Annotated in this window: 12 protein-coding genes; 5 read left to right on the top strand and 7 right to left on the bottom strand. The window is 45.8% G+C overall.

Annotation, left to right across the window (positions count from 1 at the left end; genetic code table 11):
* Positions 1 to 39 precede the first annotated feature (39 nt).
* The 3 genes from ACVA58_RS05300 to ald all read left to right on the top strand — a co-directional run bounded on the left by ACVA58_RS05300 (position 40) and on the right by ald (position 2,630).
* Positions 40 to 690 (top strand): HAD family hydrolase, encoded by a 651-nt coding sequence (locus tag ACVA58_RS05300; protein ID WP_446509385.1) that lies wholly within the window; start codon positions 40 to 42, stop codon positions 688 to 690.
* A gap of 82 nt (positions 691 to 772) precedes the next feature.
* Positions 773 to 1,039, top strand: a complete 267-nt coding sequence (locus tag ACVA58_RS05295; protein WP_446509384.1) for a hypothetical protein — start codon at positions 773 to 775, stop codon at positions 1,037 to 1,039.
* A gap of 475 nt (positions 1,040 to 1,514) precedes the next feature.
* Complete coding sequence (gene ald, locus ACVA58_RS05290; protein ID WP_446509383.1) at positions 1,515 to 2,630, top strand: alanine dehydrogenase; 1,116 nt, start codon at positions 1,515 to 1,517, stop codon at positions 2,628 to 2,630.
* A 415-nt stretch (positions 2,631 to 3,045) separates the two neighbouring features.
* Here the strand turns inward: ald and ACVA58_RS05285 are convergent, their stop codons facing one another.
* The 3 genes from ACVA58_RS05285 to ACVA58_RS05275 all read right to left on the bottom strand — a co-directional run bounded on the left by ACVA58_RS05285 (position 3,046) and on the right by ACVA58_RS05275 (position 8,520).
* Positions 3,046 to 3,693 (bottom strand): murein L,D-transpeptidase catalytic domain family protein, encoded by a 648-nt coding sequence (locus ACVA58_RS05285; RefSeq protein WP_446509382.1) that lies wholly within the window; start codon positions 3,691 to 3,693, stop codon positions 3,046 to 3,048.
* A gap of 531 nt (positions 3,694 to 4,224) precedes the next feature.
* Positions 4,225 to 7,374 carry a chitinase C-terminal domain-containing protein gene (locus ACVA58_RS05280; protein ID WP_446509381.1) on the bottom strand — a complete coding sequence of 1,050 codons (3,150 nt, stop codon included), beginning with the start codon at positions 7,372 to 7,374 and terminating at the stop codon, positions 4,225 to 4,227.
* Between the two features lie 492 nt (positions 7,375 to 7,866).
* A complete protein-coding gene (locus ACVA58_RS05275) occupies positions 7,867 to 8,520 on the bottom strand; it encodes a YccT family protein (RefSeq protein WP_446509380.1) in 654 nt (217 codons plus the stop codon).
* Between the two features lie 202 nt (positions 8,521 to 8,722).
* Here ACVA58_RS05275 and ACVA58_RS05270 point away from each other — a divergent pair, with 202 nt between their 5' ends.
* On the top strand, positions 8,723 to 9,484 hold the full coding sequence (locus ACVA58_RS05270; RefSeq protein ID WP_446509379.1) for a sulfite exporter TauE/SafE family protein: 762 nt from the start codon (positions 8,723 to 8,725) through the stop codon (positions 9,482 to 9,484).
* A 65-nt stretch (positions 9,485 to 9,549) separates the two neighbouring features.
* On the opposite strand, the gene ACVA58_RS05265 is transcribed toward ACVA58_RS05270, so the two are convergent.
* Positions 9,550 to 10,740, bottom strand: a complete 1,191-nt coding sequence (locus ACVA58_RS05265) for a class I SAM-dependent methyltransferase (RefSeq protein ID WP_446509378.1) — start codon at positions 10,738 to 10,740, stop codon at positions 9,550 to 9,552.
* A gap of 459 nt (positions 10,741 to 11,199) precedes the next feature.
* On the opposite strand from ACVA58_RS05265, the gene yccX reads away from it, so the two are divergent.
* Positions 11,200 to 11,472, top strand: coding sequence for an acylphosphatase (gene yccX, locus ACVA58_RS05260; protein WP_446509377.1), 273 nt, complete (start codon positions 11,200 to 11,202; stop codon positions 11,470 to 11,472).
* A gap of 98 nt (positions 11,473 to 11,570) precedes the next feature.
* Here yccX and tusE read toward each other — a convergent pair whose 3' ends face one another.
* The 3 genes from tusE to ACVA58_RS05245 form a co-directional block, all read right to left on the bottom strand.
* Positions 11,571 to 11,900 (bottom strand): sulfurtransferase TusE, encoded by a 330-nt coding sequence (gene tusE, locus ACVA58_RS05255; RefSeq protein ID WP_446509376.1) that lies wholly within the window; start codon positions 11,898 to 11,900, stop codon positions 11,571 to 11,573.
* Between the two features lie 117 nt (positions 11,901 to 12,017).
* Positions 12,018 to 12,683 carry a Bax inhibitor-1/YccA family protein gene (locus ACVA58_RS05250; RefSeq protein ID WP_446509375.1) on the bottom strand — a complete coding sequence of 222 codons (666 nt, stop codon included), beginning with the start codon at positions 12,681 to 12,683 and terminating at the stop codon, positions 12,018 to 12,020.
* A 268-nt stretch (positions 12,684 to 12,951) separates the two neighbouring features.
* A complete protein-coding gene (locus ACVA58_RS05245) occupies positions 12,952 to 13,677 on the bottom strand; it encodes an amino acid ABC transporter ATP-binding protein (RefSeq protein ID WP_446509449.1) in 726 nt (241 codons plus the stop codon).
* Between the last annotated feature and the right edge of the window lie 71 nt (positions 13,678 to 13,748).

The raw sequence follows: 13,748 nt of genomic DNA, 5'->3' as shown, positions 1-13,748 counted from the left end.
TGAGTAAGATGTCGGTCTTGTTGTTCGTGGAGTAAGCTAATGCAGGCAGTTTGTTTTGATTTTGATGGTACCTTGGTCGATTCTGAGATTTTCCACGCGCAGAACTGGAGTCATTATTTATCGGGTTTGAATATCAACATCTCAGCTCATGACTTCTTGGCTGATTTTGCAGGGGTTCCTTGGGAGATAGTCGCTAAACATTTCACTTCAATCGCTACCATACCGTATACCACTGCGACTGTCGTCTCTGAAATGGAGCGGCTAACCTATCAAGCTATTATAGAAAGAGGGATCCCTGCTAAAGAGGGTGCATTTGACTTGGTCAAGTCGCTCCATGGCTCACGGCCATTGGCAGTGGTCACCGGTTCACCAAGAAATTACGTTGAGGGTATTTTGTCCCATCTCGGCTGGTTGCATTACTTTGATCATGTGTTTTGTGGTGACGATGTCGCAGAGAACAAACCAGCCCCAGAGATCTATCAATTGGCTTGTCGTACCCTCGGAGTATCGGAACATCAGGCTGTAGCTATTGAAGATAGCCAGACTGGTGCACAGTCTGCTTATTCTGCAGGATTGAGGTTGGTGGTCGTTAACGATTTACACCCGGTAGGTGTAAACATGACACCCTATCGTTATGACAATTTGATGGAAGCACAAGCGCAACAAGCTAAATGGCTTGTCGCACAGTAGTTGTATCTTTGCCTATGATATAGGCGAAGTATCTAAGATTCGGTAAATAGGCCAAGTTAAAGGCCCAGTGAAAGGCATTACTATGCAAGATGAAGATATCATGACTGGCGACATGTTAGTCGAAACGGTTGAGAACCAACTAGAAGATGGCAACCCAATCAAGGTGAAAGAAACTTTGATGCGTTTGGTGATGACGGGTACGCCGAGAGAAGAGGCTCTTCAAATGATTGCCTGTGCATTATCTATTGAAGTGTTTGATGTAGCAAAAAATGGCGGTAGCTTTGATTTGAAACGTTATAGTGAAAATTTAGACGCACTGCCTGATATGCCGTGGGAGTTTGAAGACTAACCTTTGGTATAGCTCACAAAAAAGCCGCTCATAGCGGCTTTTTTGTTATCTGTATGTTTTGTTTTTGTTTCTTTGCGCTTGACGGGTTTTGACTGGAAGCGATTAATCGCTGATGTGTGGTGCAGAGAATAATGTTGCAGTTAATCGATTTAATGTCACTTTTCTTGAAAAAAACACTTGAAAACAACAAAAAAAACAAGATTTTCCATTGTTTCGAACAGAGTTTAAACCTACAGAATAGCTTTCATATTGGTTTAATTGACTGCCATTATTGGCAAAGATAGATAACTGGTCTGTTTTGTTGTTGATTGTTGGTTTTTTCTTGTGTGACCAAGCTCAAAAACAGTTTCTTGTGCTACATAGGGATAAAATTCCAGTTTGATTTGTTGGTTATAAGTTAAAAAATGGTCACACATTCCAAGGTTTTTACTTTATTGTGTGTATATCTTTTAACGAGGCAGCAAGGAAACAAAAGATGATTATTGGTGTACCTAAGGAAATTAAAGTTCACGAATACCGTGTGGGTATGGTCCCAGCTTCAGTAAGCGAAGCTGTTGCTCATGGACATAAAGTATACGTTGAGACCAATGCGGGTTCTGGTATCGGCTTTAGCGATCAGGACTACATTGAAGCAGGTGCCCAGATTCTGCCGACAGCCGAAGCGGTTTTTGCAGAATCAGAAATGATTGTAAAGGTTAAGGAGCCGCAAGCTGTTGAACGAGCCATGCTTCGTGAAGGCCAAATCTTATTTACCTACCTTCACCTTGCGCCAGACCCAGAGCAAACGCATGACCTTATCAACAGCAAGGCTGTGTGTATTGCTTACGAAACGGTTACAGACAGTAAAGGACGCCTACCATTATTGGCTCCAATGTCAGAAGTGGCAGGTCGCATGTCAATTCAAGCCGGTGCACAAGCGCTTGAGAAATCAAGAGGCGGTCGCGGCATGTTGCTAGCCGGCGTACCGGGTGTAGAGCCTGCGAAAGTCGTTATCATCGGTGGTGGTGTTGTCGGTGCCAATGCTGCTCAAATGGCGGTAGGTATGCGTGCTGATGTGGTTGTACTAGACCGTAACATCGATGTATTACGCCAGCTTGATGCTCAGTTTGGCGGTACAGTACAGTGTGTATACTCGACCAAAGATGCGATTGAAAAACACGTACTAGAAGCTGATCTTGTTATTGGCGGTGTTCTGGTTGCAGGTGCTGCCGCACCGAAACTGGTTACAGCTGAAATGATCAAGAAGATGAAACCTGGTGCTGCAATCGTAGACGTAGCTATCGACCAAGGCGGCTGTGTTGAAACATCTCATGCAACCACTCACAGCGATCCAACTTACATTGTTGACGAGGTTGTTCATTACTGCGTAGCGAACATGCCTGGTGCTGTTGCTCGCACATCTACATTCGCTCTGAACAATGTCACCCTGCCATACATTCTAAAACTGGCAGATAAAGGCTACAAAGCTGCGTTGCAAGAAGACAAGCACTTGCTGAATGGCTTGAATGTATATCGTGGCCAGGTTACTTGTGAAGAAGTATCGGAAGCATTAGAACTTGCGTACATTTCGCCAGAGCAAGCACTAGCGTAATTTCCATCACATAGATTTAAGCAATGATTCTAAATCCCTGCCTTGGTAGGGATTTTTTTGTTGTTTAACATCTGATATAGGCATGATATGCCCCCCGTAAAGTAGACATGGTTGAACATTGGAGGTAAGGGATAAGGGTTAACAATGATATTAAAACAAAGGCATACTTATTCTTAGTAATCGTTTTTATACAATGATGTCACTATTAATTGTCATCGTTGATAAACGATGCTTGAAGCTTAATTTTATGATGAAGGTTGCTTGAATAAGCAATAAATACATAAAGATATATATGAGTGTCAGTTTAATCAAACATTGACGTAAATAAAATTAACACCACGCTACATAGCTAATCAAAAAAAACAGCAGCTTGAATAAGCTACTGTTTATAAAACAAGACTACAGGGAATAGACATTAAGCGTGGGCGTAGATAACACTGCCACCTTTGATGATGTCGATAATTTCTCTTGAAAGGTTAGTCGGCAATGCCGGACATCCCCAACTGCGGCCTAAATACCCATGGCGATTAATAAAAGATTTGGTCGCGTAATCTGCTCCGTGGATAACAATGTAGCGCTTTCTTGCCTTATCATTAATGCCAGGTGTCAACCCATCAAGACGAAGTGAATAGCCATTACCGCCATAGTAGGTGGTATCTGTTAGGAAGGTCCCCAGAGACGTTTGGCGAGAGTTGACGATGTTAGAGAACTTAGTTGCATTTTTACCACCGCTATTGACACCGTGCGAGACGAAAGTGCGGTATAGCAATTTGTTCCGTTGCAGGTCAACCACAAAGAAGCGCTCTTTCGTCGAAGGAAGGCTGTAATCAATAATCGTCAGGACGGGTTTCTTTCGCCCTTTAGTATTGTAATAAGCCTCGTAGGCTTCTTTAAATACTTGATAATTAACCACTCCATTTAAGTTTGCCTTGTTATATACATCTTTAACTAAAATGTCAGCGTGTTGATTATTAGTATGAGGCTGACTTTTTATAACACTGGCAGTCGCCTGTAATGGCAGAATGATTAGTGCCATCACAAATAGTAAGGTTAGCTTTTTCATTGTCCCTGTAAAATGTTCATTTTGTCGTTGTGGTTGGTTGAGGCTGACTTTAACACAAAAAAAATGACATTTGATGCTATGGAATTAAAGGTAGGGGAGAGTGGTTACAGCAAAAAAATCCTGTTTTATTGTTGCGTGCTGTTCAAAAAATAACTAATTACAAGTAATTAAAAGCGATTGTCATTTTTATATGAAATATTGTCTCAAAGGTGAAAAAATCACCCAAATGTCTTATTGTTACAATTACCAATATGATAATGCCTTGTTTGCAATGGCTAAAAATCGTGTCATATTTTGAAAACAAAGAAATATTAGCATTTTGGCTGTTTGGTTGAAAAGTGAGCGCTTTATCGCAGTTTTTTACTCCTCCTCTTCTGGGTGCCTCCAGTGTAAGAAGAAGTGTTGTGTAAAAAGTATCAGTTTTGCATGAGTTGTATGTTTCTTTTCAAACGACGATCTACCTGTTTTTGCGGGTTTTTGGATAAAAAATGCGCAGGAAAAGCCCCGCGCATTATGTTTATCGCTTAATGGTTAAATTGTACACACTGTAGACCAGCTACCGTCACTACCCGGTACTGAACTACTCCACCAATTGGCTTGGTATACCACACCGTTGTGGATGATCTTATCACCTTGGTTTGCATGACTTGGATTCCCCCCCCAATCGGTTTGTGGCCAGTTAGGGTAAGTGTTGATACCCGTTGTGCTACAGGTTCCGTCGCCACCCCCGTTATTGTCACCGCCATTGCCGTTTCCGATAGTGCCAAGTGGTAAATCGGGTTGCTCAGACTTGAACGCGTAGTCCTTGCCATTTATGTTAACGCTATAGTTGGCTGGACCAGAGATTGGTAGGTAATACACCATATCAAGCTCATAGGTACCGCCTGCAGGAAGGCTCTTCCAAGCCGGCAGGGTGAAGGCGACTCGGTGCATCACGCCGTCGAGGCCACCGATATTATCGGTACGGCTATGACCTGATGCAATTACAGCTAAGCCACCGCCAGATTGATCCTTGGCATTGTCCGGTGCCGATGTTGGGATATCGAATTGGAATTCAGTTCCGCCAGGGATATCCTGACCTGTGTTATTGGTAAAGGTCACTGTAGGGTTGATCGGGTAGTTCTGATCGCCGACCTTAAAGCCTGATACATTTACAGCAATATCGAGTGCTTCAGTCGGGATAGCACCAGTGGCAACTTTGTTGCCGTATGGCGTTGCAGACTTGAACTTCTCATAGATGGCTTTAGTCATGGTATTACCCATATGGTATTCACCATTGCCAGTTTTACACGCATTCTCTGTTGTATCGATAGAAGTACGATTGCCGTTGGCATCGAAGACGTAGCAGTTATAGTCTCCAGCAAGCTCCCAGAACATGATCCCGCCGATTTCTTTGTCGATTACATAGTCTGCTTTAACATTGATGGATGCTTTATCTTCTGTTGATAGGAAGACTTTCTTGTCTGCATTCCATAACCATGGGGCGACGGCAACGCTGTCATAGTGGCGGGTATAGTTACCTGTTAGCTGATGAGCAGGGTTGTTGGCTGGGTCTAGGTTGTAAGCGGTGCTGTAGCTACCGAAAATACCTTGGGCAAGGTTCATAGCATGCCACATAGGATTTGAGCCCGCTCCCATTTCATCACCGGCAGCATTTTTGTCATGCCATAGGTTATCAATCCCCTCGGCACCGTAGCCACAGTTATTCTTTTCACCTTCCCCGGTGCCAGGTGCACACTGTGATTGGTTAGGCAATGCAGCTCGGCCCCATAGCCCGTTTTCACCACCAGTTACACCTTGCCAGCCTCGGGTATAGTAAGGTACGCCGATGTTGATACGTCCTGCTGGCATTGAACCTCGGAAATAATGGTATGCCCAATCAGTGTTTAGATAGCCAATACCGCCATAAGCGGCAGTGCCATATACGTTCCATTGTGCCAGCTCTGAGTCTTTACCCGTGTCAAACAGTGCCGCATTGTGGCCGACGTGATCGTTCCACGCACCATGCAGGTCGTACGACATGATGTTGACATAGTCTAGGTACTTGGTGACATCAAAGTCTTCCATACCGCGCAGCAAGTAACCAGATGAAGGTGCAGCGATAGTCAGCATGTAATGGATGCCGTCTTGTGCTGATGCGTTATCCAGTTTCTGGCGTAGTACTTTCATTAGCTCTTGGTAAGAAGCCCATAGGTAAGCACGGCGAGGTTCCATAGAGGCTTTATCATCGGGGTTACCGGCACCAGCCATAGACGTTGGGTATTCGTAGTCGATGTCCAGACCATCGAACTGATATTGGCGCATCATTTCAACCGCTGAGGTTGCAAATTTCTCGATACCTGCATGGTTGATAGAGCCGTCAGCATTGGTGGTCATTGTATAGAAACCACCGTCTGCAATCCGGTTGCCGTCAGCGCCAAAATGCCCACCGGTTTCAGCCCAGCCACCGATAGAGATCAGGGTTTTGACGTCATGTTTCTTCTTGTAGGTAGCGAGTGCACCAAAATGCCCTTTGAAGCCTAGGGCTGGGTCAATTTCGACGCCCGGCCATTCCTTACCCGTTGCAGGGTTGGTCGGATCGGCTATATTACCGACGTTCACTTTGCCATCGCTGCCAATACTGACAAAGGCGTAGTTGATGTGGGTGAGTTGATCCCACGGAATGTCATTGACTAGGTAGGCCGCTTGCGGATCATCGCCACTGCGCCAGCTTGTGAAGTAGCCGATAACGCGACGTGGGTGATCGGCCCCCATTACTTCACGGCCTTGATCATCATAAATTGTACAATATGGGACCGTAACCCCTTCTGTTTGATACAGACCGTCAGGTCGGCAGCTTTGCGCACTTCCCCCCCCGTTAACGGCTAGTGCTGCCGAGCTAGAATTCGACGTAGCGCCAAGGTTGTCAGTGGCGCGGGCAAAAAGGGTGATAGTGCCAGATTGAGATGGCGCGTAGTCCAGCGTATAGGGGGCGGTGGCAACGGTGCCGATTAATGAGCCGTTGGCAAAAAAGTCTACCTTTTCAATGGTGCCATCGATGTCATCGGCCGCGGAACTAAGGGTAACGGAGCCGCCAAATTCGATACTGGATACAGAAAGAGTAAGATTGACTGTTGGTTGGCTATTAGCGGTTTCCTGCACAATAACGGCAACAGATGTTTCTGCTGAGCCGCCTTTATCATCAGTCACTACAGCCTTAAGAAGCTGGTTACCGGTGACAGCTGTCCAGTTAATTTGATAAGGAGATTGGGTAGCAGAACCAAGTTTTGATGACCCCACATAGAAGTCAACGCTTGCGACTGTCCCATCCTTGTCTGTCGCATCAGCCGCGATAGTTACAGTGTCTCCAGCACTGATTGCCGTGTTAACGCTAGGAGAGGTGATAGTGACGGTGGGAAGCAGGTTCGTTGTGCCAGTTGAGCAGTCATCGACAAATGACCATTCTTGGCTTGGACCTGAGTGGGCCGAAGGTGCATTCCCCTTTGTCCACCAATTCGCTTTATACACTTTATTTGTTTCTTGAACCTGAGCGCCACCCGTATAGGCCACGGCGCTATTCCATGTTTCGACGGTTTCACATTCCATTGTTGCATGGGCATTCATCGCCGCTATGCATGAAACGGCGAGGGTACTGAGCTTAAGTGCCCGAGTTATCGCCTGTCCTTGTTTCAGGTGTTCCATTGAATATTTCCTTTAATATTGAAACGCGTTAGTTGAATTAGATTACGGCATCTTGGTCTTGGGTTGCGCCGTGAAAAAAGTATAAGAGGAATATCAAGGTTGGCAGGTGATTTTGTTATAAATCACATACTGGCTCGCAAAAATCTGCTTGTTCTATGTGGTCTAAACAGTGTTATTTTGCACCGATAACTAAATTTTTATACCAGGCACGTTAAGACCAAGATGAAGGTATCGAGGTGGAGTGGGATTTGGAGAAAGGGCTGACGGGCAGGGATATTACAGGGATAAATCGGGTATGGTTTGATACTAGCGATAGGTACTAGGATGGTATCAAGACTGGCTGATGTGAAGAGGAAATAGGACAGCATGAGGGGCTGTAGATAAGGGAGAAATGAAAAAAGAGCCCGTTGGCTCTTTTGCTGTATTTTTATACCAACCTATATAAATATTTGATCAACTACTTATCCAGATTGGTATTACATCGCTAGGCTCTTATTCTTGATTGATTTTCGCCTTGAAACGCGCTCGTGTCGCTTCGTCAGCCTGTGCATACCAGTAGTCCAGCATGTTTTCGGCTACATTGCGTGTTTGTTGCTGATCGACTGGCGGTTTTGGTGATGTCGAGGACGGTGTTGCTGCAGGGAGTGTGACTGGTACTACCGCAGCAGTCGCAGTTGTTGCTACCGCAGCGACTTTGCCTGACTGGTTATAAACAGCAATTTCTTTTTCGAAGTCACGGCCAAGTTGTAGGCCTGATTTCATCAGTTTGTCCTGCTTAAAGCTGACTTTCTCACCATTAACCGCAACCAATGAGAACTTCGGTGACTTATTGAATTTACGAGCGTCTTGTGCGGTGCGTAGTTTTGGCAGGTCAAGCTTTAAGGCTTCATCACTGGCATCAAACTTAACCACGATAACGTCAGATTGATACAGGTAGTCATCGCCATTATTACGAAGTGAATCAACGTAAGTGAAGGCAAATTGGTTGACACCATTAGGCAGCGTTAATGTGTCATTGCCATCCTGCTCAATGCCATTAACCAAAACTAGGTCGGCTTGGTAAGGGAGATCCAGTGTAACGTCAGCAAGAGAGGAGAAGCTAATGCCGCATGCTGCAATAGCCATAAGCGCGGTACGAAATTTCATAACGGTTCCTTGAAAAACAATGTCCGAAGTAGGTTGTATTTATCGGTATTATCCTAGCAGTTTGTCGCTAGGCAGCTGAATAAGGGCTGAATACTGACTTTGATGCCCTAATAAACTAATCATCAAATATAACACTTTGTTTAATGTATTGGGTATATTGCTTATAGACAAAATACGTTTCAGCCATGGATAGAACAATACAATGGATATGTCGATACTGCAGGCTTGCTTGCTGATTGGTACTGGCTTTCTGGCTGGGATCATCAATACATTAGCTGGTGGAGGATCTAATCTTACCTTGCCGGCATTAATGGTTATGGGGATGCCAGCTGAAGTGGCGAATGCGACCAACCGGGTTGGGGTTGCGGTACAAGGCCTTACGGCCTTGCTTGGTTTCCGGCGACACGGCAAGCTGGATACATCAGATACTGGTCCTATCTTATTGCCGACCATTATTGGTGGCTTACTGGGTGCGGTGGGGGCGGCTTATGCTCCTTCAACATGGATTAAGCCTTTGTTGCTAGGCACCATGCTAACCATGGCGCTGGTGATTCTACTCCGCCCTTCGATTGTTGCCCCTCCGGCTGGTAGTGAGCCCAAAAAAGTAAGAAATACCCCGAGTTCGTGGTGGGGGCTTGGTTTGGCAGGCTTTTATGGTGGTTTTGTGCAAGCCGGTGTTGGCTTTGTTTTATTAGCGGCCCTGGCTGGGACGCTTCGCTATGACCTAGTGCGCGCGAATGCTTTGAAAATGTTGTGTGCCTTAGCTTTTACATCTGTGGCTTTAGTACTATTTATTATCGAAGATTTGGTGCTGTGGGGGCCGGGGTTGATATTGGCTGGTGGAACAATGGTGGGATCGCATCTTGCGGTGAAAATGGCTATTTCGGCTAGGCCGGAAACACTGAAATGGTTCTTGTTCTTGATGACGCTGTGTGGCTCAGCTGCGGCAATGCTGACAGACTAAAAAAGAAGCCAGCTATCAGGCTGGCTTCTTCAAGGTTGCTTTGTATCGGGACGGCTAGTGCACTGTTACTTCACGTAGCAGGCGAAACCTTTAAGGTAGAAACCTTCTGGATAAGCACTGTCTAGAGGGTGATCGGCAGCTTGACCGAAGCGCTCAATAAACTGTACCTCACGCTTGGCATCAAGAGCGGCATCAGCAATGATTTTCTGGAACAGGTTGTTGTCCATCAGACCCGAGCAAGAATACGTTAACAGGGTACCACCCGGCTTTAGGATCTGCATCGCAAGCATGTTGATGTCTTTGTAGCCACGGCATGCACCGACGAGCTGAGACTTCGACTCGGCAAACTTTGGTGGATCCATGATCACAACATCGAATTTCTCACCGCGTTCACGGTATTCACGTAGCAATTTGAACACATCAGCATTGAGGAACTCAGCATTCTCAAGCGGGTAGCCGTTAGCTTCTGCGTTCATACGAGCAGTGTCTAGTGCCGGCTGGGAGACATCCACATTCACCACATTGCTAGCACCGCCTTTCAGCGCATACAGGCCAAATCCACCGGTGTAACAGAAGCAGTTAAGAACACGCTTGCCGTTGACATACTTAACGGCGGCTTCGCGGCTGTCACGTTGGTCAAGGTAGAAACCTGTTTTGTGGCCACCAACAATATCGACATTGATCTTAACGCCGTTTTCTTCAATGGTGACAAATTTAGGAGGCTCTTCACCAGACAGTACACCAGTACGCTGCTTAAGGCCTTCCTTCTTACGCACTGACACGTCTGAACGCTCGTACACACTACATTCTGGGTAGCAGATATTAAGCGCTTCAACCAATGCGTCTTTCTGTGCTTCGGCACCTGCACTCAACAACTGACACACAAGGTAATTCTGGTAACGGTCAATAGTGATGCCAGGTAGGCCATCAGATTCAGCGGCGATAAGACGGTAACCTGTTAGGCCGTCACGGGCAGTAAGAATGTCACGCAGGCCCTGTGCAGATTTAAGGCGATTGACGAAGAAATCCACATCGATTTGTTCGTTTCGAACAAAGGTCCATACTCGAACACGGATCTGAGATTGCGGAGAAAATGCGCCGCGTGCTAACCACTCACCATTGTGGTCGAAGATATCAACGGTTTCGCCAAGCGATGGTTTGCCTTCTACGCGTTGAATGCCGCGCGAGAAAACCCAAGGGTGGCGGCGGCGAAGTGATTTTTCACGGCCTTTAACCAGATAAATTGAAGCTGTCATGACTTGCCCAGTATGGAGTAAGGAATGGGGGCGTATTATGTTGTCGAAACCACATAAAATCAAATTTATATGGCCTATTATCAATAGCAGCATTGCTTGCAGTAGGCAGAGCCCAATAGGGAGGAATTAGACTTTCACTACTCGCTGTAGTGACTCAAGCGCATAAGCTTGTTTTCTCAGTTGTTCAAATATCATGGTTGGCGCTGAAATGGGGAAACAACCCCACTAAGTCACCTGCATATATGCTGTAAATCATACCACTGACAAATAAAGAGTTATCAGTCTGGCCAACGTGATGGTTGGTGTTAGATTTTAGTTGGTATGTATCTGATTGGGGGGTGTTGCGAGAGAAAAAGGAAGTTGTGGTTTCTAGTTGTTATGTCGTGAATTCAATACGTTGTTGATTCTCGCGATCAGCTAATATTGATGTCAAACGAAAGCAGGAAGCTGAGGTAGTGTATGTCACAAATTTGTGTAAAGGCGTTAGTTACCGGCATGGTTCAAGGTGTTGGGTTCAGATTTCATACCGCGCATGAAGGCCTGAAGTGTGGTTTGACGGGCTATGCCAAGAATTTACCGGACGGCAGTGTTGAGGTCATGGCTTGTGGTTCAGAGGAGCAAGTTAAGCAACTGCTTAGCTGGCTGGAAGTAGGGCCCAGAACGTCCAGTGTCGATAGTCTGAGCTGGGAACAACTTGATTGGCGGCATTATGATGGCTTTGAAATTATGTAATGGGGCGCGAGCCTGGTATATCTCACTGCGATGTGCAAGGTAAGAGGTGATAGGCGAGAGGATACCGCTCGCCCATATTAGCTATCACCTGTAAGAGCTTAGATACACTTTACAGGCTTTGGTAGGCCGGCCAGCTTCGTTGCTTGTTTTGCTGGCCCTTTCGGGAACAGTTTGTACAAGTAGCGTGAACTGCCTTTTTCTTCGCCGTACTTTTTAGCCATCGCCTTTACCAGCATTCGAATGGCTGGTGAGGTATTGAATTCCTGATAGAACTCGCGAACAAAACGGACGACTTCCCAATGGGCTTCGCTCAGGGTGATTCCTTCATCTTTTGCCAAAAGAGGAACCAGAGCCTCGCTCCAGTCGTCGGTGTTTTTCAGATAACCGTGGGCATCGGTTTCTATTTGTTTACCTTCAAATTCAAGCATGTTTGCCTCGCATATAGAACGGCCAAAGCATAGTGATATTCAGGTTTGGCTGCAAGGCTGTAGCAACAAAAAAAGCGCCTTCCGGCGCTTTTTCGTTATCTTTGACTGAATCAAAGATTAGTCGTTGCTACCCATGATGCCTAGGATTTGCAGTAGGCTCAGGAATAGGTTGTAGATAGAAACATACAACGTAACAGTCGCAGAGATGTAGTTTGTTTCACCGCCGCGAACAATACTCTGTGTTGTAAGCAGGATAGCTGCTGACGAGAACAGAACAAACATGCCGCTGATTGCTAGTGATAGCATTGGCATCTGTAGGAAGATGTTTGCAACAACCATCACGAGAATAGCAACAAAGCCAGCCAATAGCATACCGCCTAGGAAAGACAGATCACGCTTAGTGGTCAGTGCGTATGCCGAACACGCCATGAAGGTAAGAGCCGTGCCGCCTAGTGCAGGGACAATTGCGTGACCCATGCCAGCGCCAATGTACATATTGAGGATTGGCCCCAATGTGTACCCCATAAAGCCAGTTAGCGCGAAGGTAAATACAACCCCCAAGCCGTTGTTACGGTTTTTCTCTGTCAGGAACATCAGACCGTAGAAGCCAACAAGTGTGATGATTAAACCTGGGTGAGGCATATTCATCGCCATTGCGAAACCTGCAACGATAGCTGACCATACAAGCGTTAGTGACAGAAGAAAATAAGTGTTACGTAGAACTTTGTTCGTAGAAAGTACGCTTTCGTAAGCTGCGCCACGATTGACCATACGATCGTTCATAAATAGTCCCCTCAGGGTTAGATATGTGATTGCTAATATAAATGTATATTGGGGCATTTCATCGCTATTGCAAGCCGTTTGTCAAATTAATGCGGCTGTCCCCAAACAATAATCACTAGTGTAACGATATGACCTGAATGATACTTAACAATTCCTTATCTTTGTGGTCAAAGTTGTAAATGAATGTTACAGCACATGTATGCTGCGCCTCATTAAGTGTTTGTTTTGCCATATAATCAAGTTACTTGAGCATCAATCTTTATACGGTTCAGTGCAGGATCTGGTTCAAGAATAGCTGCGTTCTGTCTGATTGTGGGTTATCGAAGAATGCTTGCGGGGTGTTTTCTTCAATGATTTCACCCATATCCATGAAGATAACCCGGTCGGCAACCTGGCGGGCAAACCCCATTTCATGAGTCACGCAAATCATCGTCATCCCTTCATTGGCAAGCTCGACCATGACCTCTAGTACTTCCCTGACCATTTCCGGGTCTAGGGCTGATGTCGGTTCATCAAACAGCATTATCTGCGGCGTCATGCATAACGATCGGGCTATGGCAACGCGTTGTTGCTGGCCGCCAGATAGCTGTCCGGGGTATTTGTTGGCTTGCTCTGGTATTTTGACCCGCTCAAGATATTGCATGGCGATTTTCTCGGCGTCTTTCTGCGGCATTTTCTTTACCCAGATGGGGGCTAAGGTGCAGTTTTCGAGCACAGTAAGATGGGGGAAAAGATTGAAATGCTGAAAACACATGCCTACTTCTCGACGAACCAATTCGATATTTTTTAGGTCACTAGTGAGTTCGTTGCCGGCAACGATGATGTGTCCCTTTTGATGCTCTTCAAGGCGATTAATACAGCGGATCAAGGTGGACTTCCCTGAACCAGAAGGACCGCAGATGACGATTTTTTCACCTTGCTTAACCGTGAGGTTGATGTCTTTTAATACATGAAATTCACCATACCATTTATTGACTTCATCCATGGTGATCATCACTGTCGAGTTATTTAGTGGTGTATTGATATTTGGGTTACTGCTGTTTGGGTTATTGTTGTCTGTCATAC

Source organism: Photobacterium sp. DNB22_13_2, assembly GCF_052873915.1.
Note: the sequence above shows the minus strand (reverse complement) of the source record. Positions and strands in the feature narration are given on the sequence as shown.

Excerpts from the sequence above, each read along its gene's own strand:
- ACVA58_RS05300 (WP_446509385.1), top strand. The coding sequence starts at position 40 with ATGCAGGCAGTTTGTTTTGATTTTGATGGTACCTTGGTCGATTCTGAG.
- ACVA58_RS05295 (WP_446509384.1), top strand. The coding sequence starts at position 773 with ATGCAAGATGAAGATATCATGACTGGCGACATGTTAGTCGAAACGGTT.
- ald (WP_446509383.1), top strand. The coding sequence starts at position 1,515 with ATGATTATTGGTGTACCTAAGGAAATTAAAGTTCACGAATACCGTGTG.
- ACVA58_RS05285 (WP_446509382.1), bottom strand. The coding sequence starts at position 3,693 with ATGAAAAAGCTAACCTTACTATTTGTGATGGCACTAATCATTCTGCCA.
- ACVA58_RS05280 (WP_446509381.1), bottom strand. The coding sequence starts at position 7,374 with ATGGAACACCTGAAACAAGGACAGGCGATAACTCGGGCACTTAAGCTC.
- ACVA58_RS05275 (WP_446509380.1), bottom strand. The coding sequence starts at position 8,520 with ATGAAATTTCGTACCGCGCTTATGGCTATTGCAGCATGCGGCATTAGC.
- ACVA58_RS05270 (WP_446509379.1), top strand. The coding sequence starts at position 8,723 with ATGGATATGTCGATACTGCAGGCTTGCTTGCTGATTGGTACTGGCTTT.
- ACVA58_RS05265 (WP_446509378.1), bottom strand. The coding sequence starts at position 10,740 with ATGACAGCTTCAATTTATCTGGTTAAAGGCCGTGAAAAATCACTTCGC.
- yccX (WP_446509377.1), top strand. The coding sequence starts at position 11,200 with ATGTCACAAATTTGTGTAAAGGCGTTAGTTACCGGCATGGTTCAAGGT.
- tusE (WP_446509376.1), bottom strand. The coding sequence starts at position 11,900 with ATGCTTGAATTTGAAGGTAAACAAATAGAAACCGATGCCCACGGTTAT.
- ACVA58_RS05250 (WP_446509375.1), bottom strand. The coding sequence starts at position 12,683 with ATGAACGATCGTATGGTCAATCGTGGCGCAGCTTACGAAAGCGTACTT.
- ACVA58_RS05245 (WP_446509449.1), bottom strand. The coding sequence starts at position 13,677 with ATGATCACCATGGATGAAGTCAATAAATGGTATGGTGAATTTCATGTA.